Below are 25,269 nucleotides of genomic sequence, written 5' to 3'. Positions count from 1 at the left end.
ACAGATCGGTCGGATGGCGTCGGTACCAACACAGACGTTTTCCATCTCAGGTGCATAGCACTGAACCCAATGGTAAATCGTTTTGTGGCACGGAATGTGAGCTGAGTCGCTCGGCGGGCGCAGCCGGTGAAGACTGCGCCCCTATCAGTTAAATCGAGTACATTTTACGCAGGTAATGAGGCACCGCGTCGTCAACGTTGGAGCCAATCACTTCCAGCTCCGGCAGCTTGTCTTTCAGACGCTGCTGGGCATCCTGCATGATGCAGCCTTTCCCCGCCATTGACAGCATTTCCAGATCGTTCATGCCGTCGCCAAAGGCGATGCACTCTTTGAGCGAATAGCCGATGATCTTGGCGACTTCTTCCAACGCATGGCCTTTCGAGACGCCACCGGCCATCACTTCCAGGCAGGTTGGGAACGAGAAGCTGACGTTGACCCGATCGCCCCAGCGTGCGTTGATGGCATCTTCCAGCGGCAGCAGTTTCTCATGATCGTCGCAGGTGAAATACACCTTGCACACGCCATCGGTTTCCAGCAAGCCCGGCTCAAACAACTGGTATTTAAAGATCGATTCCTGGAAAAAGGCTTCCTGCTCCGGGCTTTCACGGTTCATGAACCAGTCGTCGTTGCGGTAGACGTTGGTCAGGATCTCCTGGTTGTCGTGCATCATGTTGTACAGATCGCGGGCGATATCCTCATCCAGGTTGTGGCTGAAGATCAGCTCACCGGCGGTGTTATGTACCCGCGCACCGTTGGAGGTGATCATAAAAGCACTGATGCCGAGATTATCGCGGATCTGGGAAACGTCGATATGGTGGCGGCCGGTAGCGAAAACAAAGTGCACGCCCTGCTGCGTCAGCAGCTGCAGCGTTTCTTTGGCGTACGGTGTCAGGGTGTGCTCAGGGGACAGCAGAGTGCCATCTAAATCGGAAGCAACGACGTGATACATAGCGATATGTTCTAACCTCTAGTGGAATTTTCGGCGGCAGCAGTACCGCCTAAGTGCTGAGCAAAGAAACGCAGGATTGCGTTCAGTGCCTCGGCGCGCATCGCGTCCCGTTCGAACAGGATCTCATGGCGAGCGCCTTTGATAACCCACGGTTTTCCCCCTTCACAAGGGTGCCCCGCGTCTGACAGTGCCTGACAAAAAGCGCGCTGGGAACGGTTGTCGACCACCCGATCCTCACCGGCCTGCAATAATAAAATCGGCGTAGTGATGTTAGCAGCCTGGGCGATGATCTGCTGCCCGGCCTGAATACTTTCCTTGACCCAGTGATAGGTTGGCCCACCTACCCGCAGTTCGGGATGATCGGCGTAATAACGCAGGTTGCGGCGATAACGCTCGCGGCTGTGGGTCAACGTATTGACCACAAAGGGTAAAGGACGCCAATGCCCGGTGCCCACCGCGTAATAGTCACGCAGCCCTGGGCGTTTTTCCGTCCAGCTCAAAATACCGTTGGCCATCCAGCCCGGCATCGGCAGATAAATGCCCAACATCGGCGCGCAGAGTGCGACGGCGGCGAACGACTGTGGCTCACGTGCCAAAAACTGCGCCAGTATCGCGCCCCCCATAGAGTGTGCCAGCGCGACGTGCTGCCGGTAACCCAAGGGTTTAACCTGCTGATGATAAAACTGGGCAAAATCGTCTACGTAGTCGGCAAAGTTTACCACATGCCCCCGGTGCGTATCTGCCAGCATCCGCCCGGATAACCCCTGACCACGATGATCGATGATCATCACGTCATAGCCGCAGTGAAACAGATCGTACGCCACTTCGGGGTACTTGATATAGCTTTCGATGCGCCCGGGGCTTATCACCACCACCCGCTGGTGTAGCGGGGAAGCTAAGCGCACAAAGCGGATCGGTACGCCTCCGACGCCGATGAACTCCCCTTCCTCACGTCTCCGCCAAAAATCCAGCAGTGGCCCAGTCGCGAAGGCAGAAAACTGCTTTTCACGGTTTAACCATTGCGCGGGATCATGGGTGAATGACGACATGGCCTACCTTTTAACGGGATGTTCAGAGAGGTAAATGTGATCTCTGGCACGGGAAATCATACTAGCGTATTGTGGCACAAATTGGTGACAAATTGGTGTATTCAGGGAGCATTGCGATGACCTTAGACTGGTGGTTAACCTATCTGCTGACAACCCTTATCCTCAGCCTTTCCCCCGGCTCCGGTGCCATCAACACCATGAGTACCGGCATCAGCCACGGCTATCGCGGAGCGGCAGCGTCAATTGCAGGCCTCCAGGTTGGCCTGAGTATCCATATCGTGCTGGTGGGGATTGGCCTCGGCGCGGTAGTCTCCCAATCGCTGCTGGCCTTTGAACTGCTGAAATGGTTTGGTGCGGCCTATCTGGTGTGGCTGGGTATCCAGCAGTGGCGTGCCGCAGGCGCGTTGGATCTGCACACTCTGGCAGGCACCATGCCACGGCGCCGTCTGTTTCGCCGCGCCGTACTGGTGAATCTGACCAACCCCAAGAGCATCGTGTTTCTGGCAGCCCTGTTCCCGCAGTTTATCATGCCCAACCAGCCCCAGGCCGAGCAGTATGTCATTCTCGGCGTCACCACGGTGGTGATCGATATTCTGGTGATGATTGGGTATGCCACGCTGGCCACCCGCATTGCCGGTTGGTTAAAGACCCCGCGCCAAATGCAGTTGTTAAACCGGATTTTTGGCTCGCTGTTTATTCTGGTGGCGGGATTACTGGCAACGGCTAGAAAGGCATGATCTACCGGGCCGCAGGGGTCGGCCCGGTAATCATTAACGCGTGAAGATCAGATGCAGGCCAAAACCGGTGAACAACACCCCGGCCAGGCCATCGATCCACTTCGCCATCCGCTGATAGCCCCGGCGCATAGCGGGTAACGCAAAGATGATCGCCACCAGGGTGAACCAGATAAAGGTTTCACCGGTGATCAGAGCGAACAGTCCCCAGCGCGCTCCGGCACCTACATCCTCGCCGACAAACAGCGAGAACACGCTACCGAAGTAGATAACGGCCTTGGGATTGGAAAGGTTGGTGAGCAAGCCACGGATAAAGCTGCGGCCCGGCTTGGGTAACGCCACCTTCACTTCTGCTGCCGGAGCAGTTTGCGCATTCTGGCCACGGGCGGAGCGCAGCAGTTGCCAGCCCATCCAGCACAGATACAGGCCACCGCCCACCATGATGACCTGGTGCAGCCAGGCCATCTTTTGCAGGATCAGGTTCAACCCCAGCAGCGCCACACCGGCCCAGACCATGACGCCGAGGGAAATCCCCACCACGCCCATCATCGCCTCGCGACGGGAGCGGCTGGCTGCGGTTTGCGATACAAAAAAGAAGTCCGGCCCTGGGCTCATCAGCGCAATCAAATGCACCATCGCCACCGTTAAAAACAACATCAGCATGAGTGATTATCCTTATTCGTCGTCACCGTCGAGGTGAGCGCGGATCAGCGCCATAAATGGCGCACCAAAACGTTCCAGCTTACGCTGCCCCACGCCGTTGACGCTCAACAACTCGCTGGCCCTGATCGGCATCTGTTCGGCCATCTCCAGCAGCGTTGCGTCGTTGAACACCACGTACGGGGGGATGTTCTCTTCGTCGGCAATCGATTTACGCAGCTTGCGCAGTTTGGCAAACAGCTTGCGATCGTAATTGCCGCCGTAGGATTTCTGATTGGCGCTGCTGCGTACCTTGAAGCTCTGAATACGCGGCACCGCCAGCTGTAACACCACTTCGCCACGCAGCACCGGGCGCGCGGCCTCGGTCAGTTGCAGTGCCGAATGCATCGCTATGTTCTGGGTGATAAAGCCCAGATGGATCAGTTGGCGCAGCACGCTGGTCCAGTGTTCGGTGGTCTGATCGCGGCCAATGCCGTACACCGGCAGCTTTTCATGACCAAACTCGCGGATACGCTGGTTATTGGAGCCGCGTAGCACCTCCACCACATAGCCAATGCCGAAGCGTTGCCCAACGCGGCCAATCGCCGAGAGTGCCTTACGGGCATCCTCCAGGCCGTCATAACGCTTGGGCGGATCGAGGCAGATATCGCAGTTGCCACAGGCCTGCTGCTTGCCTTCACCGAAGTAGTTCAGCAGCACCAGGCGGCGACAGGTTTGCGCTTCGGCAAATGCCCCCATGGCGTTGAGCTTATGGCGTTCGATATCCAACTGCTGCCCTGCCGGTTTCTCTTCCAGGCAACGGCGTAACCAGGCCATATCCGCCGGGTCATACAGCAGGAACGCTTCCGCTGGCAGGCCATCACGCCCTGCACGGCCAGTCTCCTGATAATAGGACTCTATGTTGCGCGGAATATCGAAGTGCACCACAAAACGCACGTTAGGTTTGTTGATGCCCATACCGAAGGCGACGGTAGCCACCACCACCTGCAAATCATCACGCTGGAAAGCCTCCTGCACCTGGGAGCGGCGTTCGTTGTCCAGCCCGGCGTGATAGGCCCCAACGCTCAACCCACGGCTTTGCAGACGTGCGGTGGTGTCTTCCACCTTGGCGCGGCTGTTGCAGTAAATAATGCCGCTTTTACCGCGCTGGTCCTGCACGAAGCGCCAAAGTTGGTCGAGCGGCTTGAACTTCTCCACCAGCGTGTAGCGGATATTGGGGCGGTCGAAACTGCTGATCTGGATTAGCGGCTCGTCTAGCGCCAACAGGCGAACGATATCCCCCCGCGTGGCTTCATCGGCGGTGGCCGTCAATGCCACTACCGGCATGGTCGGGAAACGTTGCTTCAACTGGCCCAGTGCGCGGTATTCCGGGCGGAAGTCGTGGCCCCACTGGGAAATACAGTGCGCCTCGTCCACCGCCAGCATCACCGGCGGGCAGTGATCCAATAGTTCGAGGAAGCTGTCCATCATCAGCCGTTCAGGCGCGATATACAGCATCTTGATCTGGCCGCTGCGGCAACCTGCCATCACCTCAAGCTGCTGCTCGCGCGTTTGCGTCGAGTTATAGCAGGCGGCGGAAACGCCATAGGCCAGGAGCTGATCGACCTGATCTTTCATCAAGGAAATCAGTGGGGATACCACCAGCGTCAGTCCATCCATCACCAGCGCCGGGATTTGATAGCACAGCGATTTACCCCCGCCGGTCGGCATCACCACCAGGCAATCCTGGCCGCCGATAATTGCGTTGATAATCGTTTGTTGACCCGGACGGAACTGCTGATAGCCGAAGGTATCGCGTAATACCTGCTCTGCCAGCAACTCTCTGTTTATCACTGCTGCGGTTGACACACACTTCCCCATTTATCGCTATCACGGTGCCTGACTGACACCGTTATTACCTAAACTACATAATATCGTTAAGCATGACACCAACACCCAGCCGTGTCTGCTTGAAGTTGTAATCAATCATCGATTCGCCGTAGCCGCTGAACACCTGGGTATAGAAACGAACATGGCTGGTAATTGGGTAGCTCCAGCCCACCTGCGCGCCGCCATAACCGCTATTCCAGTTGTACTGGCCTTCGGCACTGAACACGCTTTCCCCCAAGGCATAGCCCACCGTCAGACGGTAATAGCCCATATACTTGGTGATATCCGGGTTATCGTCGTTGCTGTCGCTTTCCGAGAAGCGGAACCAGGGTTTGACCTCGACCTGCCAGTCGCCGTTCTGCGCCATCAGGCGTGCATAGCCACGGTTCCAGCTGCGTGAGGTAGGATCTTCACGGCCATTGGACTCATGATTCAGACCCACTTCGATATCACGCAACGTCCAGCCGGCAAACTTATACGCCGTAGCCCAGCCGACAAAAATTTGCGGTTCGTAGTTGGTTTCACGAAACGGTGAGGACTCGTCATGGTTGGAGAACTGCCACCAGGAACGTTGGGTGTACGATGCTCCCAATACCGAGTTCTCACCGGCAATGCCACGCCAGATCGGGAAGGCCAGGCTGAGCTGGAACTTTACCTCATCCTTGCGGGCATTTTCCGCCCAGCTATAGGATTTGATCGCTTCTTTGTTCAGATCGCTGGTATCGGTATAAATCAGGTAGTTCGTTTCATAAGGATACAGAGTGAACGGATTATCATAGTGTTGCAGCATGTTACCGATGATGCTGCCACGAACCGCCGGTTTATTCAGATTCTTTTGCTCGGTGGCCTCATCGGCCTGCACCACTACTGGCGCAAACAGCATCGCCATCACAATCCCAGACAGAACGCGCATAATTTTTTCACTCTCGAAAGATAAGGAAAAACCCGGAAATAAAAGCAGGCTATTTTACACACATTGCTGGTTTTACCGCACTAGTGAATACATTTATCTGCCAGGCCTGGAAAGCAACAAAAGATAAGCATAAAATCCACAAGTCATTAACCTGGACTGACCAGTACATCGGCTGGCCGAACTCAAATAAAGAAAGGAACTATGTCACACACAACTTTGACCCTCGAGGCCGCCCGCCAGAAAATAGGCGAAATCTTCGTCTATCACATGCCGTTTAACCGTGAATTGGGGCTGGAGCTTCGCCGCTTTGAGGATGACTACGTTGAATTGAGCTTTACTAACCAACCTAAGCTGGTGGGCAATGCCGCCCAGAAAATCCTGCATGGCGGCGTGATCGCTTCCGTACTGGATGTTGCCGCCGGGCTAGCGTGCGTGGGCAGCGTGCTGATGCGTCAGGACCCGCTGATCGAGGAAGAGCTGGCGTCCCGTTTATCGCGCATGGGGACGATCGATCTGCGCGTCGACTATCTGCGCCCAGGCCGCGGCGAGCATTTTGTTGCTTCCGCCAGCGTACTGCGCAGCGGTAATAAAGTGGCGGTGGCACGCGTTGAGCTGCATAACCACGATGGCTTACACATCGCCAGCGCCACCGCCACCTACCTGGTGGGCTAAGGGTGCCAGCCGGTTGTGATCCATACACCACACAATTGTGGGACACGGCCGGTTATCTTCAGTAAAATCACCGCATCTCCTTTTCCCACCCGGTAACCGTCATGGACGCACAACAGACGCGGCAGGGCATTTTCTTTGCTCTGGCCGCCTATTTTATTTGGGGTATCGCCCCCGCCTATTTCAAGCTGATCCAACAGGTCCCTGCCGATGAAATCCTCACCCACCGGGTGATCTGGTCGTTCTTCTTTATGCTGGGGCTGGTGTCATTGGGCCGCAATTGGCCGCAGGTGCGGGCCGCTTGTAAAAACCGCAAGCGGCTACTGCTGCTGGCCGTTACCGCGCTGCTGGTGGGAGGGAACTGGCTGCTGTTTATCTGGGCGGTGAATAACCACCATATGCTGGAGGCCAGCCTGGGCTATTTCATCAATCCACTGGTGAACGTGCTGCTGGGGATGCTGTTCCTGGGCGAGCGTTTCCGCCGTATGCAGTGGGTGGCCGTAGCCTTGGCCTTTACCGGGGTGTTGGTACAGCTGTGGCAGTTTGGTTCGCTGCCGATCATCGGGCTTGGCCTGGCCTTCAGCTTTGCCTTCTACGGCCTGCTGCGCAAGAAGATTGCCATTGATGCACAAACCGGCATGCTGATCGAAACCCTGTGGCTGCTGCCGGTGGCCGCCATCTACCTGTTCCTGATTGCCGATAGCCCAACCAGCCATCTGAGCGCCAACCCCTGGTCGCTGAATTTACTGCTGGTTGCCGCCGGGGTGGTCACCACCGTGCCACTGCTGTTCTTTACCGCAGCGGCCACCCGTCTGCGCCTGTCGACGCTCGGGTTCTTCCAATACCTCGGGCCAACGTTGATGTTCCTGCTGGCAGTCACCTTCTACGGTGAGACCATCGGCCAGGATAAGCTGGTGACCTTTGGCTTTATCTGGGCGGCGTTGGTGTTGTTCCTGTTGGATGCCTTATACCAGCAACGAAAGCTACGTTGATTGTACCGGCTGGGCATGGTTAGAGATGAATCTGGCCATCGCCGGGCCGGTCAGCAAAATAGTAAACAGCCGCAGCGTCTGCATCGCCATCACAAAGGTCATATCAACCCGGCTGCCTGCGGCGATGATCGCCACGGTATCCAATCCGCCGGGGCTGGTGGCCAGATAGGCCGTCAACAGATCGACCGGCAGGAACAGGGTCAACATCCACCCCAGCCCGCTGCAAAACAGCATCAGCGCGACAATCGAGACCACCATCTGCGGCAAGGTGCGCAATGCCAGCAGGAAGATGGCCCGGGTAAAACGCAGCCCGACGCTCCAGCCAATCAGCGTGTAGGCCAGCGCCAGCAGCCATTCGGGCACTTGTAACATCATGGTGCCAGTGGAATGTAATGCCGCCCCCGCGATCATTGGCAACATCAGCGCACCGGAAGGAATGCGCAGGCGCGGTCCTAACCAGGAGCCGATAACGGCTACGGCCAAAGTACCGGCAAAGCGCCAGTCGAGGGCGGGGAACCACTCCAGAGCGGCGCTCCCATGCCCAGCTTCATCTCCCAGGCCGATACGCGCCACGACCGCTGCTGCCGTCGCGACAAACAGCACGCGCAGATACTGCATAAACGCCACCAGCCGCACATCTGCGCCGAAATCTCCCGCCATCGCCACCATCGCCGATGCGCCGCCAGGGGAAGATCCCCAGGCACCGGTAGGGCCAGGCAGACCACTGAAACGCACCAGGCACCAGCCGGAAACGCCGCTCGCCAACAACGTCGCGATCAGCACCAGCAATACCAGCGGCCAATCATCCAACAGGGGGGTAAGAATATTGGGCGAAAGGCTTTGGGCGATCATACAACCCAGGATCGCCTGTGCAGCAATAAATAGGGGGCCAGGGATGCGCACCGAAGCGCCGAGCAGCCCCATCGCGACGCCGACAATCATCGGCCCAAGCAACAAGGCGGCAGGAACATGGAAGGCCTGTAGACCAAACCCCAACACCAGCGAAGCCAGCAGCAGGATCAGCCATTGAATGACGCGTGGAAACTTCTCCATTAAGACGCATGCCTTACGAGCCGATAAGCAGTGGGGATATTCTACCCCGGTTTAACGGGCGAAAGCGGGGATCATTGAAGATAAAATGGGGCGGTGGTGTAGACCACCACCCGAAGCGTACGAGAGCCGGATTTAAAGCCAGTTCTTGCGTTTGAAGTAGAGATAAGGTGCCAGCCCTGCCACGATCATCAGTGCAATCGCCCCCGGGTAGCCGAAGGACCAACGCAGCTCAGGCATAAACTCAAAGTTCATCCCATAGCTTGAGGCCACCAGCGTCGGCGGCAGGAACACTACCGATACCACCGAGAAGATCTTGATGATGCGGTTCTGTTCGATGTTGATAAAGCCCATCGCCGCCTGCATCAGGAAGTTGACCTTCTGGAACAGCGATTCGTTATGCGGCAGCAGGGATTCGATATCGCGCAGCACTTCCCGCGCCTGCTCCAGCTGGCTGGTTGGCAAACGCGCCTTGCGCACCAGGAAATTCAGCGCGCGTTGGGTATCCATCAGACACAGGCGTACCTTCCAGCCGATATCTTCCAGTTCCGCCAGGGTGGAAAGCGCTTCATCATATTCGTCGCCCTGGTGTCCTTCCATAATCACCCGGCTGAGCTTTTCCAGATCGCTGTAGACGTTTTCAATCTCGTCGGCCAACTGCTCAATTTTGGTTTCAAACAGATCCAGCAGCAGCTCGTAGGCGTTGCCGTCCACCATTCTTAGGCTGCGCGCACGCATTCGGTAAAGCCGGAAAGCGGGCAGTTCGCGTTCACGCAGGGTATACAGGCGGCCATCGCGGATGGTGAATGCCACGGTAGAGTTGCCCGCGTGATCTTCGGCGTCTTCGTAGTAGAAAAAGGAGTGGATATGCAGGCCGTCATCGTCTTCGAAGAAACGGGCCGAGGCTTCGATATCATCCAGTTCGGGGCGTGTCGCCAGGCTTTGGCCCAACTCATTTTGCACGCGCTCGCGTTCGCCCTCCTCCGGCTCGACCAGGTCAACCCACAGCGACGAGGTCAAATCATCTGAGTCATCCAACTCCAGACGGGATAAGCGGCTGTTATCTAATTTAAAAGCGCTTAGCATGTGCCAAAACTCCCTAATGGTAACGGGGTAGACAACGCATTGAAGCACAGAAAGCGAGGGAAGTATGCAATACCGGCTCGTTCCAGACCATGAAGAGATCTGACTCGGAGCGACGCTGGGGAGGGTCGCCGACAACCACGAAGGGTATCAGCGCAATGGGATAGCCTTAGAAGTTGTACCTGGTGTCCAGGTCTGTGAGCCAGTATCTACTGGGTGTGTCCAAGGCGTGTGTCCTCATTGATATTCGTGCGCGCATGTTACGCCGAGAAGAAAAAGCCTGTCAACCGGTTAGGGTGGATAATCGCGCAACAATTCAGCACGCTTGAGGCCAGTTTGTAACACTCCCGCAACCTGGACCACGCCTGAAGGAAAACCGCGTCGCGATCTCTGACCGCAGCCACGAATCTTGCTAAGATTAGCGCACAGAAATATTGCGGATTGACGAAATGAAACAGATTACCGCCCACGACTTGACGACCATGAGCGAACAGGCAGCCACACTGCCACGCCTGCGTGCCCACCGTACCTTACATGAAGAGCTGAGCGATACGGTGCAGCGCCTGGCAATTGCCATGGAGCCTGGCACCTATATTCGCCCACACCGCCACCCGCAGACCTGGGAGTTACTCACCCCGCTGCGTGGCCGTTTCGTAGTGTTGCAGTTCAATGACGAAGGCGTGGTCACCCAACGTACCCTGCTAGGCGAAGAAACCAAGGTGCTGGAGATGCCGGCGTTTACCTGGCACGCCGTGCTGTCTGTCGATCCGGGTGGCGTGGTGTTTGAAGTGAAGCAGGGCCCTTATCAGGCGCTCGGCGAGGAAGACTGTATGCACTGGGCTCCACCGGAAGGTGGCGAGGGGATCGAAGCAGTGATGCGCTGGTATGCGACGGCCAAAGTGGGCGATCGTTTCACTCACTAAATTATTGCCCCCTCACCTTCTCCCACAGGGAACCGATCGAGTTGGACTGAAAAAACGGTGATACATCATGGACTTTTGTTGACTCACCTTAGATGAAGGTAAACTCAATTTTTGCTGAGATTATCTTCTTACTTCCAACAGAGCAGGGGCTATCAGCTCCCTCTCCCAAAGGGCGAGGGGACCGATCGAGTTGGACTGAAAAAACGGTGATACATCATGGACTTTTGTTGACTCACCTTAGGTGAAGGTAAACTCAATTTTTGCTGAGATTATCTTCTTGCTTCCAACAGAGCAGGGACTTTGAGCTCCCTCTCCCTGTGGGAGAGGGTTGGGGTGAGGGGATGTTACACCGTTTCCAGCTTGGCGTAGGCTGCTACCAGCCACTTGATGCCTTCACCCTGAAACGCGATCTGCAACCGGCTGTGTTCACCGCTGCCTTCCAGGTTGACGATGGTGCCCTCACCAAATTTGGCATGGCGCACGCGCTGTCCAAGCTTGTAACCAGTGTCGTTTTCACTGATCGGCGTCCCCATCCTGCGGTGGCTTACCGAGCGGGAGACGCTGGCCCGCAGGCGCACCTCTTCCACACAGTCTTCCGGGATCTCACCGATAAAGCGTGATGGCCGGTGATACACCTCTTTACCATACAGGCGGCGGGTTTCCGCATAGGTCAGCGTCAGCTTTTGCATTGCACGGGTCAGGCCAACATAGGCCAGGCGGCGCTCCTCTTCCAGGCGGCCACCTTCGTCCAGCGACATCTGGCTTGGGAACATCCCCTCTTCCATGCCGACGATAAACACCTGGCGGAACTCCAACCCTTTAGCCGAGTGCAGGGTCATCAGTTGCACCGCGTCCTGATAGGCATCTGCCTGCCCTTCCCCCGCTTCCAGCGCGGCATGGGACAGGAAGGCCTGCAACGGCATCAGATCCTGATCTTCATCCTGGTAGCTGTATTGGCGCGTGGCCGTGACCAGTTCCTCAAGGTTTTCGATACGCGCCTGGCCCTTCTCGCCCTTTTCCTGCTCATACATGATGAACAGCCCGGAATCGCGGATCACCCGGTCGGTTTGCACATGCAGTGGCATTTCGGCGGTTTCGTGGGCCAGTGAGTCCACCAGCTCCAGAAAACGCTGCAGGGAGGACGCTGCACGGCCCGCCAGCACCTTATCTTGCAGCAGCGCACGCGTAGCCTGCCACAGCGTCAGTTGGCGGTCTCGTGCCGCCTGGCGCACTACGTCGAGGGTACGATCGCCAATGCCGCGCGTTGGGGTATTCACAACGCGCTCAAAGGCCGCATCATCGTTACGATTGGCGATCAACCGCAGATAGGCCAGGGCATCCTTGATCTCCTGACGTTCGAAGAAGCGCATGCCGCCGTAAATGCGGTATGGCATGGCGGTTTGCAACAAGGCCTCTTCCAGCACACGCGATTGGGCGTTGCTGCGATACAGGATGGCACAGTCGTTCAGCGCGCCGCCGTTGTCCTGCCAGGCCTTGATGCGGTTAACCACAAAGCGGGCTTCATCCAGCTCGTTGAACGCACAGTAAATCGAGATCGGCTCACCTTCGGCACCTTCGGTCCACAGGTTTTTGCCCATGCGCCCGTCGTTATTGGCGATCAGGGTGTTGGCAGCCTTCAGGATGGTGCTGGTCGAACGGTAGTTCTGCTCCAGACGCACCGTTTCCGCACCGGGGAAATCCTTCAGGAAACGCTGGATGTTTTCCACCTGCGCACCACGCCAGCCGTAGATTGACTGGTCATCATCCCCCACGATCATCACGTTGGCCTTCCCCCCGGCCAGCATGTGGATCCAGGCGTACTGGATGCGGTTGGTGTCCTGGAATTCGTCCACCAGGATATTGGTGAAGCGCTCACGATAATGATTGAGGATATGTGGCTTGTTCAGCCATAGCTCATGGGCGCGCAGCAGCAATTCGGCAAAATCGACCAGCCCTGCACGATCGCAAGCCTCTTGATAAGCCTGATAGATCCGTAACCAGGTGGCTTCCACCGGGTTGCCGTAGCTTTCGATATGCTGTGGGCGTAGGCCGTCGTCTTTCTTGCCGTTGATGTACCACATCGCCTGGCGCGGCGGCCATTGCTTCTCGTCAATGTTCAGCGCCCGCACTATACGTTTCAGGAGGCGCAGCTGGTCTTCACTATCCAGGATCTGGAAGTCCTGTGGCAGGTTGGCGTCCATATGATGAGCGCGCAGCAGGCGGTGTGCTAAGCCGTGGAAGGTGCCGATCCACATGCCGCCCTGGCTGGTACCAATCAGGTGTTCGATACGGTGGCGCATCTCTGCCGCCGCCTTGTTGGTGAAGGTCACCGCCATGATGGAGTACGGCGAGCAGTTCTCCACCGCCAGTAGCCAGGCAATGCGATGCACCAGCACCCGGGTTTTGCCGCTGCCTGCACCGGCCAGCACCAACAGGTTGCTGCGTGGCGCAGCCACGGCTTCACGTTGTTTATCATTCATGCTGTCGAGCAGGTCGGAAACGTCCATAGGCACCATTGATTGGTAAAGGGAAAACCCGCTTCCACGCGCTTTCCACTGGGAATTTATACAGAGTTCTGCTGGGATTATAACAATGCTGTCAGCGATGCCAACTGCGAAATCTCAATATGTGGTAGCAGGCGGCTGTCAGCTACCTGCATCAGGCTCCGCTGACGGTCGTTGATCCAACAGGCTTGCAGGCCCGAACGCAGCGCCCCGGCAACGTCGGTGGTCAGGTCATCCCCGACGTGCAGGATTTGTTCCGGTGCCACGCCCAACCTTTCGACCGCCAGTTGATACATATCCTGATACGGCTTGGCGCGGCCATCTGGCCCGGAGCGCAGCACAAACTGGAAGTATTGCTCCAACCCGCACTGGGCCGGATCGGCATTACCATTGGTGATCGCCACCAGCGGATAACGTTGCCCCAGCGCCCGCAAGGTCGCGTGAGTGGCTTCTGGCACATCGATCCGGCTACGCCACAGGGCAAAGTTCTGCATGGCGGCATCGGCACCGATGGACGCTTCAGCATCGCGCAGCCCCTGACGGCTCAACGCCAAGTGGACCGCCCGCCAGCGCCATTGGGTAACGTCGTGGTAAATCTCCGGATCCTGTTCACGCAGTTCCTGCCGCAAACGGTGGAAGTCCGCCGACTGAAAGTGGCTTAATCCCGGATGGTAGTTCTGCAAAAAGGCCACCGACTCATGCTCGGTCTGCTTGATCACCGGGCGGTTGTCATACAGCGTGTCGTCCAGATCGAAAGTCAGCGCGGCCAGTGGGCGTAACGGACGGTAAAAGTGCATCAGGATTTCCCTCGTTTGGCGCGTGGATGCGCGGCATCGTACACGTTCGCCAGATGTTGAAAGTCGAGGTGGGTATAAATTTGCGTGGTAGTCAGGTTGGCGTGCCCCAGCAACTCCTGCACCGCGCGCAGATCGCCGCTCGATTCCAGCATATGGGTGGCAAAAGAGTGGCGCAGCTTGTGCGGATGGATATGGCTGTTGACGCCCTGCTTGACGCCCCACTCGGCAAAACGTTTTTGCACGTTGCGCGCCGAGATGCGCTTGCCCTGATTGGAGAGGAACATGGCATCATCCTGCGGTGCAAACAGATCGCGCAGCGCCAGCCAGTGCTCCAGCCAGGTAACCGCCGTAAGGCCTATCGGCAATTTACGTTCTTTGCTGCCTTTCCCCAGCACCCAGATCTCACCGCCGCCCAGATCGACATGGCGGCAATCCAACCCCACCAGCTCGGCCAGACGCAGCCCGGCCCCGTACATCACTTCCAGCATCGCACGATCGCGAACCGCTAGCGGATCGTTGAGATCGATATTCAGCAGTTGGTTCATTTCGTCGACGTCGATATTCTTCGGCAAATGACGGCCACTGCGCGGCGTGCGGATGCCTTTGGCGGGGTTGGCGCTTATCACACCTTGGCCAACCAGCCAGTCCAGAAAACTGCGTAATGCGGAGAGGCGCAGCGCCAGGCTGGAAGACTGCAATCCGGCGCGCTTACTGCGGGCTGCCAGCTGACGCACTCTGGCGGCATCCAGCATCGGCCATTCGCTGATGCCCAGCTCGATTGCCATGGCGATCAACGCCTGCAGCTGGCGCGAATAGCTGATCTGAGTCAGTGGGCTGAGTTGCCGCTCCACCTTTAAATAACGCAGGAAAGCGTCCACCGGCGGTTGCAGGTTGGCCGCTACGCCGGTCATGCGCGTTCTATCCAGCGTTCCAACAGTTTTGGCAACATACGCGCCAACTGGCCGAGCATCACGGTACCCATCCCCTGTTGATAATGTTGAGTATCGCGGCTGCTGAAGATCACCATGCCAAGATCGCCCTGATCCCCCAGCAATGACAGCGCCACGGAGCCAACCTGTTTGGCCTGCGGCAGCAACAGCAGCAGTTCTGGGCCATTGAGGTTGCCGAGGTAGTGATAGCGATCGCCCAGGCGTTGAATACGCAGCGGCTCAAACGCCGAGCGCGTCAGGCCAAGATGGGTGAAATCCGACGGTGCGCCAATATTCCAGCGATCGGCAAACAGGCGGATATTCGCCCCTGCCAGCCCAAACCCGCGCGCCCAACGCTGCAAGCGGTTGAGCATATCCTGCAGGCTGCTGGCGGTGGCCAGGTCAGCCTGTAGATGCAGCAGGCGGCCAAACAGCGATTCGTTGGCACTGGCCTGCTCCATCAACAAGGTGATCTCTTCTTCCAACTGGGTGATCTGGTTGCGCTGACGCGCCAGATGCCACTCCACCAAAGATACCGTGCCCCGCACCGGGTGAGGCACTCGCATCTGTTCAACCAGCCGTGCATTGCGCATAAAGAAGTCCGGATTCTGCATCAGAAATTGCATCACCGTGTCATCATCAAGCTCAACGCCCATGGCTATCCGATCGTCAACCTGCTTCATAAGTGAATAAATCCGTCATAAACATGGGTGGCCGGGCCGGTCATGAATAACGGCTCCCCTGGCCCCTTCCAGCGAATATGCAGGCTACCGCCAGGCAGTTCGACATGCACCTCTTCCGCCAGTAGCTCTTGTTGAATGCCCACCGCCACGGCAGCACAGGCACCACTGCCACAGGCCTGCGTTTCACCGGCACCACGCTCATAAACCCGCAGTTTGATGTGCTCACGGTTCACAACCTGCATAAAGCCGATGTTGGCACGTTCCGGGAAGCGATCGTGTCCTTCCAGCACCGGTCCCAACAGCTCCACCTTGGCCGTTTTCACGTCGTCCACCTGCAACACACAGTGTGGGTTACCCATTGAGACTACGCCGCACAGCACCGTATGTTCCGCCGCGCGCATAATGTAGGTCTTTTCCGCTTTGGTGGCGCGAAACGGCACGATCTGCGGATCGAAATTCGGTTCACCCATATTGACGCACACCAGGTCATCATCGGTAACGCTCAGGATCATACGCCCGGTCTGGGTGCTGACGCGGATATCACGTTTGTTGGTCAAGCCTTTCAAGCGCACAAAGCGGGCAAAACAGCGGGCGCCGTTGCCACACTGGGCCACTTCGCTACCGTCAGCATTGAAAATACGGTAATGGAAATCGAGTTCGGGATCGTACGGCGGTTCTACCACCAGCATCTGGTCAAAACCCACGCCCAAATGCCGGTCGGCCAGACGGCGGATCAGCTCAGGTGAAAAATAGACGTTCTGTGTAACGGCATCGACCACCATAAAGTCGTTGCCTAAACCGTGCATTTTGGAGAACTGCATATCATACTCCGCTATCTGGACGACGTACCGTCTGATATTTATGGTGGCATCAACCACCATAAAGGCTCATTACTGATTGCTCATCGACGGTTGCTGCTGAGTGCCAGCGGGTTCTTGTTGGTTTTTGCTAACGGTGCCAGCACTGGTTACCGGTTGCTCTGCCGGTTTGTCCTGCGGTGGAAAATACAGCGGGCCCTTCAGGCCACAGCCAGAGAGCCCAGCCAGCAAAACGGCCATCAGCGCATAGCGTAGTTGTTTTTTCATTTGCATTAATGCCTGTAATTCATGCGTCCAAGCTCACTATAATCGCAGGTGGATCATGAAAAGCAATAGGAATCGAATATGAACGATAGCGAGTTTCACCAGTTGGCCGACCAACTGATGCTGAATATTGAACAGACCCTGGACGATTTTGATGGTGATGCGGATATCGATTACGAAACTAACGGCGGGGTGATGACGCTAAGCTTCGAAAACGGCAGCAAGATTGTGATCAACCGTCAGGAGCCGTTGCACCAGGTGTGGCTGGCCACCAAGGCCGGTGGCTATCACTTTAGCTATCGTGACGAGAGCTGGCATTGCGATCGCAGCGGCCGGGAATTTTATGAGTTGCTGAGTGAGGCGGCCAGCACACAGTCCGGCGAGACGGTCAGTTTTAGCTGAGTTTTGCAGAGGGGCGCAAGCAATGAACTGCGCCCTCAAGCATTAATGCAGCTGGAACTGTTGCTTCAGAGGCTGTGCGGCATTGCCGTCGGCGACCGAGATACACAGGTTCGACAGCGCATTGCTGCGGAATGGGATCACCTGGGTACGGCCATCGATATGCACAATCTGATAGAACTGCGGCAGGTTGAAGTTGATAAAGCTGGAGCCGTAGGTAAAGCGATCGTGTGAGGAGGAATAGAAGCGGCTGACGTCGCGCACCAACTCCTCTTTGCTCCCTTCACAATGGTGATAAACCTCAACCCGGTTCGACTCATCCAGAATGTAAATGTTGAAGCCTTTATCATCCGTGGTGTCTTCAAAGAAGAACTGGATGATCCCCTCGCTGGCAAAACCATCAACCACCGGTGGCAAATGCACCTGATCGGTTTCCACCTTGATCGACAGGCCATGCAGTTTGTTGTTGGAGATCGCCCCGTAGAACTCCACGGCGTTTTCCAGCTTCTGCACCGACACGCTCAGGCGTTCGAAGAACAGGCCCCAGGTTTGCCCGGCCACACGCACCGCTTTAAACCGGCCCGGCTCCAGGCGAGTGCTGGAAAGACGCAGCTCGATACACTCGGAAACCAGTTGTTGAATGCGGGTACGGATCAGGCCACGTAAGTGCTGGCTGTAACAGAACACCTCCACCGATTCCGGCGGTGCCGCATCCTGATGCATCTTGCCCAGAATGGTCTTCAACGCTTCAAGCACCGACTGCTCACCGCTGAAATGCAGGGTACGCACTTCGTTCCATGAGTTGCGATACAGCAGATCGATACTGCCAACCAGGCATTGTTGCTGCTGGCCAAAGCTGAACACGTCCAGCTTACGGAAATCGAAATGCACCACCTGATTACGGAAAGCCGCCGTCGGGTCGTTTTCCAGGTTGACGATAATCGCCAGATGGCGGATTTCGCACGGGCTGTAGAGCGCTTTCGGCGTCGGAGCGGCCAAGCGCAGCGGGAAATGGTGCGACACGTCGGTAACCAATTCCTGCAGTTTGGCGGTGTCGCAGATATTGCCACTCTTGATATGCAAGCGGGTGCGCGAAGTGAGCAGGCCGTTGAAATAGGCCCAGGCCACCAGCTTGTTGAGATAGCGGTTATATTCCAGCGGCTGATGGCTGACGATCGAGCTCATCTCCGGTGCCTGGTTATACAGATACCAGCCGGTGCGGTTGGCGCGGCCAATCGGCACGTGAATAAAGGTCAGGTCGTTTTCTGACAGGTCGGGTGAAATCTGCGGGTTCACCAGCGTCACCTTACCCGGCAGTGCCTCAAAGGCCGCGTACAGTTTACGGGTCAACACTCCGATATCCTGCGGGCTGGCACTGACGCTGAGGTTGTTGCGGCGAGCGAAGCGGATCAGGTTGCGATAGCTTTGCATCATCGCATCCAGCAGTTCGTTGTGGGCTTCGCGCACCCGTTCGATCTTCCAGTTAGCCCGATTATCGAGGATCTCCAACCGCTCTTCGTCCCAGCCCCACTCACTGACCAGTTGGCTGAGGATTTCCCGCCGCCAGCCGATAGTGGCGTTGTTGGACTGCGACAGCTTCTCGCAGACCTTCAGATAGAAGCAGCGGCGAACCAGGTCAAGGCGGGTGGTATCGTTGATTTCAGTCAGATAGTGGGTGACGCGCTCCAGCATCATGCAATAGGCATCAAGGCCAAAGCAGACGATCTCCCCCTGGTGCAGACGATGTTTGATCCCCATCGCCAGCAACTGAGTTTTCGGATATTCCCATGAATAGGCTTCAAGCAGCAGCGTTTTCAGCACCGCCTTGTAGGGCGAATCAATGCTCTTATACAGCTGCCACAGGCTGGCACCGAAGTACTCTTCAGCGGAGAGCGTGCTCAATCCGCCGAGATCCAGCCACTCATTCGGGGTTAGTACCCCCTGGGAATAGAGCGAAAGCACATATTCATCGTAATGCGCTTCCTCTTCGCCCGGCACCATGTTCCACAGGATACGTTTCCCTGCCAGACGCACGGCCGTGCGGTAGAACTCATCGAGCAACAGAATATGTTGGGTCGAGCCGCAGTCTTCTCCGCCCAGGCTGCCGCTTTCGTTATGGCGGAAACGGTTTTCGTCGATCAGGAAGAAGCTGACTTCCACCCCCATCGAGGCCGCCCATTTCTCCAGCAGGCTGCATTTTTGCTGCAGGCGGCTGCGTTCTTCGTTGTCTAGCCAAGATTGGTGGCAGACCCAGATATCCAGATCCGAAGTGCAGCTCTGGCCGATCGAGGAGGTGCTGCCCATGGAATAAAGCGCCGTAATCGGCAGTTCACCCGTGGCCATTTTTTCAAACGGGCTACCCCATTTGTCTTCTAGATCATTGAGATAGGCTTGTTGGGTTTCATCAGGCGTGTAGATACAGATGCCATGGGGAACGTTACCGTTGAGGTAGCCCGGCATCAGTGGATGATGGTGGTGCAATAAGGTAGGCAGCAGACTGTAGACCCGTTGGAACGCGGGCTTCATGGCCGCCAGGGCACGATCGACACGTAGTTGGTTGATCGCATCCAGTCTTTGTTTCAGTGTCTCGATGTAGAGGTACAAGACGTCTCGCCTGATTATCCCGATGCTTGAAAAAAACCCGTATTCCCGCTGCGTCTTTAGTTTAGAAGAATTTTTGACGACTTATTGCTGGAAACGTGATCAATCTAACACCTTGCTGATTGACCGTAAAGGAGGTAAAGCGACACACTTATCCTAGCACTTCTATAAATGATTTACCCGCAGTGTGAACTGCCGCCAACTTCTCCTCACGCCCCTTTGATTCCGTTGTCCTTTCTCCGCCTGTGGCTTCTTGCACTGACAGTTTTGATCCTCAGTGGTAGGATGGACGGCGAATTATAAAAACGGTAACCAGCATGTTAGACAAAATTATTCGAATTGCCACCCGTCAGAGCCCACTTGCCCTATGGCAAGCACACTATGTTCAGCAGCGTCTGATGGCTAGCCACCCTGGCCTGCAGGTGGAACTGGTGCCTATGGTCACGCGCGGCGACATCATTCTGGATACGCCGCTGGCCAAGGTTGGCGGTAAGGGCCTGTTCGTCAAAGAACTTGAGCTGGCTCTGCTGGAAGGCCGGGCAGACATTGCCGTGCACTCGATGAAAGACGTCCCCGTCGACTTCCCCGCAGGCTTGGGGCTGGTCACCATCTGTGAACGTGACGACCCGCGTGACGCTTTCGTCTCCAATAACTTTGCCTCGCTCGATCAACTGCCGCTAGGCAGCGTGGTCGGTACCTCCAGCCTGCGCCGTCAATGCCAGCTGCGTCGCCGTCGCCCGGATCTGATCGTGCGCGATCTGCGTGGCAACGTCGGCACAAGGTTGGGTAAACTGGATAACGGCGATTACGACGCCATTATTCTGGCCGTGGCCGGGCTAAAACGTCTGGGTCTGGAACAGCGTATCCGCTGCCCGCTGAGCGCGGAAGAATCCTTGCCCGCCGTCGGCCAGGGCGCAGTCGGTATCGAGTGCCGCCTTGACGATGACGTCACCCGAGCTTTGCTGGCCCCTCTCAACCATCGCGAAACCGAAATTCGTGTCCGCGCAGAACGGGCGATGAACACCCGCCTGGAAGGGGGCTGCCAGGTTCCCATCGGCAGCTATGCCGAACTGACAGGCGATGAGCTGTGGTTACGTGCGCTGGTCGGTGCCCCCGACGGCAGCCAGATGGTCTGCGGTGAACGCCGTGGCCCGTCGGCACAGGCTGAGCAAATGGGTATAGAACTGGCAGAAGAACTGTTGGCTGCCGGTGCCCGTGAGATCCTGCATGACGTTTATCAGGGAAATCCTCCGGCATGACCATTCTGGTAACCCGCCCTTCTCCCGCCGGGGAACAACTGGTGAGCCGCCTGCGCGCACTTGGCCGGGTTGCCTTTCACGCGCCGCTGATCGACTTCGCCCCCGGTAACGATCTTGTCCGCTTACCTCAGGGGCTGGCAGAGTTGCAGGCGGGCGATCTGGTGTTTGCCCTGTCGCAGCACGCCGTCAGCTATGCCAGTTCGGTCATCAATCGTGCCGGGCTTCAATGGCCTGGCCAGTTATCCTATTATGCTATTGGCCGCACCACCGCACTGGCAATGCATCGCATCAGCAGCCTGCCGGTAGACTATCCGCGTGAACGTGAAATCAGCGAAATGCTTTTGCTGCTACCCGCGTTGCAACAGCTCACCGGTAAACGAGCGTTGGTCATGCGAGGTAACGGCGGCCGCGAGCTGCTAGGCGAGACGCTGGCTGAGCGAGGGGCAGTGGTAAGCTATTATGAATGTTATCAACGCAGCCCGGTGCATTATGATGGCAGTGAGCAAAGTGCCCATTGGCAACGCGCCGGTATCGATACGCTGGTAGTGACCAGCGGTGAAATGTTACAACAGCTCTATACTTTAGTTCCTGATTACTATCGCTCTTCCTGGCTGTTACGTTGCCGCCTGATAGTGGTCAGTGAACGTCTTGCTACCCTTGCCCAGGAGCTGGGTTGGAGCACGATTCGGGTAGCTGAAAACGCAGATAATGACGCGCTGATCCGCGCGCTACAATAACCTGACTATGGGATGTGCCACTATGACGGAACAAAACACTCCATCCGCCGCGGTTGAAGAATCAAACCCAGCGGTTGAGAGCCCCCAGCAGCCAGCCGCTGACCACCGGAAAGGCAAGAACACCGGCCCGGTATTAGGTGCGATTGCCATCGTGCTCGTCATCGCTCTGGGTGCTGGCGGCTATTATCACACGCACCAGCAGGCGCAGACATTGATTGCCGCCAACCAGGCTTTACAACAACAGTTGGCAGAACTGAAGCAGAGCCAGCAGCAGGGAAAGAGCGCACTGGAAGGCTTGCTGCAACAGCAGGGTAAAACGCTGGAGGCCACCGATCGCGAGCAAACTTCGCTGGTGCGTCAGCTCAATGAACTGCAAGATAAGGTTGCCACCATTTCCGGCAGCGATGCCAAAACCTGGCTGCTGGCACAGGCGGACTTCCTGGTGAAAATGGCAGGCCGTAAACTGTGGAGCGATCAGGATGTCACCACCGCGGCTGCGCTGCTGAAAAGCGCCGACGCCAGCCTGGCAGAGATGAACGATCCGAGCCTGATCGATATTCGCCGCGCCATCACCGAAGATGTCGGTACCCTTTCCGCCGTGGCGCAGATAGATTTTGACGGCATCATCCTGAAGGTCAACCAGCTGTCCAATCAGGTCGACGACCTGCGTCTGGCGGATAACAACCGTGATGAACGGCCAATGGATGAAGACGACGGCGAGCTGTCCAGTTCGTTGAGCGAATGGCGTCAAAACCTGACCAAGAGCTGGCACAACTTTATGGCGGACTTTATTACCGTCCGCCGTCGCGATAGCAGTGCCGAACCGCTGCTGGCGCCGAATCAGGATGTCTACCTGCGTGAGAATATCCGTTCGCGCCTGCTGGTTGCCGCACAGGCTATCCCTCGCCATCAGAACGAAGTGTATAAACAGTCGCTGGAAACGGTTTCGACCTGGGTACGCGCCTACTTCGATACCACCGATCCGGCTACCAAGGCGTTCCTGGAAGAGTTGGACAACCTGAGCCAGCAATCGATCTCCATGGACGTACCGGGCCAGCTGAAAAGCCAGCCGATGCTGGAAAAACTGATGCAGACCCGGGTGCGTAATCTGTTGGCCCAGGCCCCTGCCACTCACCAGGAGGGATAAGCCATGTTACGCGTGTTATTCCTGTTTCTGGTGCTGATTGCCAGCCTGGTGCTGGGGCCGATGCTGGCCGGGCACCAAGGCTATGTGCTGATCCAGACCGACAATTACAACGTCGAAACCAGCGTCACCGGTCTGGTGATTATGGCGGTGCTGCTGTTCCTGGCGCTGTTTGTCATCGAATGGATCCTGCGCCGCGTCTTCCGCACTGGCGCGCGCACCCGTGGCTGGTTCCTTGGCCGCAAACGCAGCCGCGCCCGTAAACAAACCAAAGCGGCGCTGATCAAACTGGCGGAAGGGGATTACAAGCAGGTAGAGAAACTGCTGACCCGCAATGCCGATCATGCCGAGCAACCGGTGGTGAACTACCTGCTGGCGGCGGAAGCTGCGCAGCAACGTGGCGATGGCTTCCGCACCAATCAGTATCTGGAGCGTGCCGCAGAGGCTGCCGATACCGATCAGTTGCCGGTAGACATTACCCGCGTGCGTATTCAGTTAGCTCAGGGTGAAGCCCATGCGGCACGGCACGGCGTCGATAGCTTGCTGAATCAGGCACCGCGTCACCCGGAAGTGCTGCGGCTGGCGGAGCAGGCCTATCTGCGCACCGGAGCTTATGCCTCACTGCTGGAAATTCTGCCTTCGATGAGCAAAATCAACCTGCACAGCGAAGAAGAGCTACAGGCTTTACAGCAACAGGCCTATATCGGCCTGATGAATCAGGCCATGGTCGATGAAGGCAGTGAAGGATTAAAACGCTGGTGGAAAGATCAGAGCCGTAAAATCCGCCACGAAATCCCGCTACAGGTAGCGATGGTGGAACATCTTATTGAGTGTAATGACCATGAACTGGCACAAAGCATTGTGCTGGACGGTCTGAAGCGCCAATACGACGAACGGTTGGTGTTGTTGATCCCACGTATCAAGTCTGGCAACCCGGAACAGTTGGAAAAAGCGTTACGCCAACAGATCAAGCAGCATGGCGCGACGCCGTTGCTTAACAGCACGCTGGGTCAGTTACTGATGAAGCACGGTGAATGGCAGCAAGCCAGTGATGCGTTCCATGCAGCACTGCAACAGCGGCCAGATGCCTACGACTACGCCTGGTTGGCAGATGCGTTGGATAAGCTGCACCGCAGCGACGAAGCCACACAGATGCGCCGTGAAGGGCTGATGTTAACGCTTAAGCAAAACGGCGAGTAACCTCCCCGGTTGGCTTGTCAGGGCTCAGCATGCCGTGCTGGGCCCTTTTTTTGCCTGAAACTTTCCTTGGGGCAAAAAAAAACACTTGCCGCGAGACAAGTGTATAAAAGAAGCAATCAGGTCTAGGACAACTGGGGTGGTGCCTCACTCAACGTTTTGCCCGGAGTGTGATGAAGCCGTTGCAAGCAACCCTTTCATCGTTCAGGTGGGCAATAGGCACCCTAAAATCGGCTCTGCATCATTCCTGGGTTTATGAGGCCTAAGGCGAACATAAGAAGTGGAATGAGCATCTACGATAGAGATATTGCACTTGGCGTGCCAACTTTTGACTACTGAGTGCCAACAAACAAAAAATAAAATCATCATATTGAATTTAAACGATTTAAAATTATCTTCATTAACCCCTCTGATTTTTCCCGCCTGTTCGCCGCTATTTGCCCCTCTACAGATCCTGTCGCCTTAAAACGACGGGTTAATGAGAAGTCTTTTTTATTGATTAAAATCATTAGGTTAAATGTCTCAAACTGACGACAACAGGCATGCCCATAAAGGACAAAAGGAGGCAGGTTGAAATTTCGCAGGGTTTGCCAAGATAAAGCCGCTCGATAAAACGACTCGCGATAAAATAAAACGCTGGTTTAATATTTTTGTGAGGTACATCACAAAATACTTGATCGATTTGGCGGCCAGGTGTAGCCTATTTGTGTGACGTGAATCACACTATTAATAACTCTCTGGGGACTGCCACTATGAAACTGATTAACAAAATCATCACCGTTTTCAAAAACGTAGACTTCTCATTCGGCACCATCAATCTCTGATTACCGACGTAATGCCTGCCTGAAATAAAACGACTGTTATCTGGGGCAAGAACGGCATGATGCCGATATGCTCCAGAAGTCGTTGCATTGTTTATCTGTTAGCGCCGATGTAAAAATGACCCACATGCCAATGTAAAATGGACCCACCATGGGTAAAACTGGCAGTTTTAAGCGAGCTGCCGATGCTAACATTGGAGTTAAGAGTGGAGATTGCTGTTCTTC

General features: G+C 56.4%; 24 protein-coding genes. 9 read left to right on the top strand and 15 right to left on the bottom strand.

The window, feature by feature from the left end; all coding sequences use genetic code 11:
* Positions 1-148: 148 nt before the first annotated feature.
* Both yigL and pldB read right to left on the bottom strand, forming a co-directional pair.
* Positions 149-949, bottom strand: a complete 801-nt coding sequence (yigL, locus tag ACMV5H_RS15700; protein WP_021181522.1) for a sugar/pyridoxal phosphate phosphatase YigL — start codon at positions 947-949, stop codon at positions 149-151.
* Positions 950-960: 11 nt separating this feature from the next.
* Complete coding sequence (pldB, locus tag ACMV5H_RS15695; protein ID WP_094982260.1) at positions 961-1,998, bottom strand: lysophospholipase L2; 1,038 nt, start codon at positions 1,996-1,998, stop codon at positions 961-963.
* 116 nt (positions 1,999-2,114) lie between these two features.
* Between pldB and rhtB the strand changes: the two genes are divergently transcribed.
* The gene (rhtB, locus tag ACMV5H_RS15690; protein WP_021181524.1) at positions 2,115-2,735 is read left to right on the top strand and encodes a homoserine/homoserine lactone efflux protein; all 621 of its coding nucleotides are present in this window, start codon (positions 2,115-2,117) and stop codon (positions 2,733-2,735) included.
* 33 nt (positions 2,736-2,768) lie between these two features.
* Here the strand turns inward: rhtB and rhtC are convergent, their stop codons facing one another.
* Genes rhtC through pldA form a run of 3 tightly spaced genes read right to left on the bottom strand, consistent with a single transcriptional unit; the run spans position 2,769 to position 6,174 of the window.
* On the bottom strand, positions 2,769-3,395 hold the full coding sequence (gene rhtC / locus ACMV5H_RS15685) for a threonine export protein RhtC (protein ID WP_021807772.1): 627 nt from the start codon (positions 3,393-3,395) through the stop codon (positions 2,769-2,771).
* Between the two features lie 12 nt (positions 3,396-3,407).
* A complete protein-coding gene (recQ, locus tag ACMV5H_RS15680) occupies positions 3,408-5,240 on the bottom strand; it encodes an ATP-dependent DNA helicase RecQ (RefSeq protein WP_414822071.1) in 1,833 nt (610 codons plus the stop codon).
* 55 nt (positions 5,241-5,295) lie between these two features.
* Entirely contained in the window at positions 5,296-6,174 is an 879-nt protein-coding gene (gene pldA / locus ACMV5H_RS15675) for a phospholipase A (RefSeq protein ID WP_021807771.1), read from the bottom strand.
* 201 nt (positions 6,175-6,375) lie between these two features.
* Here pldA and ACMV5H_RS15670 point away from each other — a divergent pair, with 201 nt between their 5' ends.
* Positions 6,376-6,846: a thioesterase family protein gene (locus ACMV5H_RS15670; protein WP_021807770.1), complete on the top strand. Its 471-nt coding sequence runs from the start codon at positions 6,376-6,378 to the stop codon at positions 6,844-6,846.
* A 101-nt stretch (positions 6,847-6,947) separates the two neighbouring features.
* Positions 6,948-7,835, top strand: a complete 888-nt coding sequence (gene rarD, locus ACMV5H_RS15665) for an EamA family transporter RarD (RefSeq protein ID WP_021807769.1) — start codon at positions 6,948-6,950, stop codon at positions 7,833-7,835.
* Here rarD and ACMV5H_RS15660 read toward each other — a convergent pair.
* The 3 genes from ACMV5H_RS15660 to ysgD all read right to left on the bottom strand — a co-directional run bounded on the left by ACMV5H_RS15660 (position 7,827) and on the right by ysgD (position 10,209).
* Positions 7,827-8,888 (bottom strand): AbrB family transcriptional regulator, encoded by a 1,062-nt coding sequence (locus tag ACMV5H_RS15660; RefSeq protein WP_209524014.1) that lies wholly within the window; start codon positions 8,886-8,888, stop codon positions 7,827-7,829. The two genes, rarD and ACMV5H_RS15660, sit on opposite strands and share 9 nt — an antisense overlap.
* 132 nt (positions 8,889-9,020) lie before the next feature.
* Positions 9,021-9,971 (bottom strand): magnesium/cobalt transporter CorA, encoded by a 951-nt coding sequence (corA, locus tag ACMV5H_RS15655; protein WP_021807767.1) that lies wholly within the window; start codon positions 9,969-9,971, stop codon positions 9,021-9,023.
* Between the two features lie 166 nt (positions 9,972-10,137).
* On the bottom strand, positions 10,138-10,209 hold the full coding sequence (gene ysgD / locus ACMV5H_RS15650; protein ID WP_363136375.1) for a YsgD/CorL family protein: 72 nt from the start codon (positions 10,207-10,209) through the stop codon (positions 10,138-10,140).
* Positions 10,210-10,417: 208 nt separating this feature from the next.
* Here ysgD and ACMV5H_RS15645 point away from each other — a divergent pair, with 208 nt between their 5' ends.
* On the top strand, positions 10,418-10,891 hold the full coding sequence (locus tag ACMV5H_RS15645; protein WP_021807766.1) for a WbuC family cupin fold metalloprotein: 474 nt from the start codon (positions 10,418-10,420) through the stop codon (positions 10,889-10,891).
* Positions 10,892-11,235: 344 nt separating this feature from the next.
* Here the strand turns inward: ACMV5H_RS15645 and uvrD are convergent, their stop codons facing one another.
* From uvrD to lptM, 6 genes are all read right to left on the bottom strand, one after another.
* A complete protein-coding gene (gene uvrD, locus ACMV5H_RS15640; RefSeq protein ID WP_021181533.1) occupies positions 11,236-13,398 on the bottom strand; it encodes a DNA helicase II in 2,163 nt (720 codons plus the stop codon).
* A 77-nt stretch (positions 13,399-13,475) separates the two neighbouring features.
* Complete coding sequence (gene yigB, locus ACMV5H_RS15635; protein WP_021807765.1) at positions 13,476-14,192, bottom strand: 5-amino-6-(5-phospho-D-ribitylamino)uracil phosphatase YigB; 717 nt, start codon at positions 14,190-14,192, stop codon at positions 13,476-13,478.
* Positions 14,192-15,103: a tyrosine recombinase XerC gene (gene xerC, locus ACMV5H_RS15630; RefSeq protein ID WP_414822070.1), complete on the bottom strand. Its 912-nt coding sequence runs from the start codon at positions 15,101-15,103 to the stop codon at positions 14,192-14,194. Before xerC ends, yigB begins: the two co-directional genes overlap by 1 nt.
* Positions 15,100-15,804 carry a DUF484 domain-containing protein gene (locus tag ACMV5H_RS15625; RefSeq protein ID WP_021807763.1) on the bottom strand — a complete coding sequence of 235 codons (705 nt, stop codon included), beginning with the start codon at positions 15,802-15,804 and terminating at the stop codon, positions 15,100-15,102. The genes xerC and ACMV5H_RS15625 overlap by 4 nt, the downstream gene beginning before the upstream one ends.
* On the bottom strand, positions 15,801-16,625 hold the full coding sequence (gene dapF / locus ACMV5H_RS15620) for a diaminopimelate epimerase (protein WP_021807762.1): 825 nt from the start codon (positions 16,623-16,625) through the stop codon (positions 15,801-15,803). Before dapF ends, ACMV5H_RS15625 begins: the two co-directional genes overlap by 4 nt.
* 69 nt (positions 16,626-16,694) lie before the next feature.
* Positions 16,695-16,889, bottom strand: a complete 195-nt coding sequence (gene lptM / locus ACMV5H_RS15615) for an LPS translocon maturation chaperone LptM (protein WP_301178823.1) — start codon at positions 16,887-16,889, stop codon at positions 16,695-16,697.
* A 78-nt stretch (positions 16,890-16,967) separates the two neighbouring features.
* Between lptM and cyaY the strand changes: the two genes are divergently transcribed.
* On the top strand, positions 16,968-17,288 hold the full coding sequence (cyaY, locus tag ACMV5H_RS15610) for an iron donor protein CyaY (protein ID WP_021807760.1): 321 nt from the start codon (positions 16,968-16,970) through the stop codon (positions 17,286-17,288).
* 42 nt (positions 17,289-17,330) lie between these two features.
* Here the strand turns inward: cyaY and ACMV5H_RS15605 are convergent, their stop codons facing one another.
* Entirely contained in the window at positions 17,331-19,889 is a 2,559-nt protein-coding gene (locus ACMV5H_RS15605) for a class I adenylate cyclase (RefSeq protein WP_021181540.1), read from the bottom strand.
* 314 nt (positions 19,890-20,203) lie between these two features.
* Here ACMV5H_RS15605 and hemC point away from each other — a divergent pair, with 314 nt between their 5' ends.
* Genes hemC through hemY form a run of 4 tightly spaced genes read left to right on the top strand, consistent with a single transcriptional unit; the run spans position 20,204 to position 24,226 of the window.
* Positions 20,204-21,145 (top strand): hydroxymethylbilane synthase, encoded by a 942-nt coding sequence (gene hemC / locus ACMV5H_RS15600; protein ID WP_021807759.1) that lies wholly within the window; start codon positions 20,204-20,206, stop codon positions 21,143-21,145.
* On the top strand, positions 21,142-21,882 hold the full coding sequence (gene hemD / locus ACMV5H_RS15595) for a uroporphyrinogen-III synthase (RefSeq protein WP_414822069.1): 741 nt from the start codon (positions 21,142-21,144) through the stop codon (positions 21,880-21,882). The genes hemC and hemD overlap by 4 nt, the downstream gene beginning before the upstream one ends.
* Positions 21,883-21,904: 22 nt before the next feature.
* The gene (gene hemX / locus ACMV5H_RS15590; protein WP_021807757.1) at positions 21,905-23,029 is read left to right on the top strand and encodes a uroporphyrinogen-III C-methyltransferase; all 1,125 of its coding nucleotides are present in this window, start codon (positions 21,905-21,907) and stop codon (positions 23,027-23,029) included.
* 3 nt (positions 23,030-23,032) lie between these two features.
* On the top strand, positions 23,033-24,226 hold the full coding sequence (hemY, locus tag ACMV5H_RS15585) for a protoheme IX biogenesis protein HemY (RefSeq protein ID WP_414822068.1): 1,194 nt from the start codon (positions 23,033-23,035) through the stop codon (positions 24,224-24,226).
* Positions 24,227-25,269 lie beyond the last annotated feature (1,043 nt).

This window comes from Serratia sp. N21D137 (genome assembly GCF_047530005.1).
GTDB classification, from domain to species: domain Bacteria; phylum Pseudomonadota; class Gammaproteobacteria; order Enterobacterales; family Enterobacteriaceae; genus Chania; species Chania fonticola_B.
Note: the sequence above shows the minus strand (reverse complement) of the source record. Positions and strands in the feature narration are given on the sequence as shown.